Annotated in this window: 1 pseudogene; it reads left to right on the forward strand. The window is 47.5% G+C overall.

From position 1 onward, the window contains the following. Positions 1 to 18 precede the first annotated feature (18 nt). Positions 19 to 320: pseudogene (locus C6N31_RS44915) on the forward strand (hypothetical protein); the annotation flags it as partial.

Here is a 320-nt window from a genome sequence, read left to right on the forward strand (position 1 = left end):
CAAAACTCAAGTTATCCCATGGGTAGCAAACGAGTTTGTGCATCGGTTTTATTTCTTATGTTACTAGGTTCAGGAATATGTTCCGCTGCTAGAATTCTGCTCACTTTCCCGCAACGCATTCCCTCTTCCGGTTATGGAGGTGGACCATATCATGGTATGGGTGAGGATAGAGTCCCTGAGCGATATGTTGGTGGAGGAGGTGGGGGAAGTGGAGGAGGAGAAGCTTACACTGCAAATATCGGTGGCTGTGGTCTTGGGCATGGAATTAGGAGTAGTGCAGGAGAAGAAAGTGGTAGTGGTTCTGTAGCTGAAGATAGAGA

The organism is Streptomyces fildesensis, assembly GCF_016107395.1.
Taxonomy (GTDB): Bacteria; Actinomycetota; Actinomycetes; order Streptomycetales; family Streptomycetaceae; genus Actinacidiphila; species Actinacidiphila fildesensis.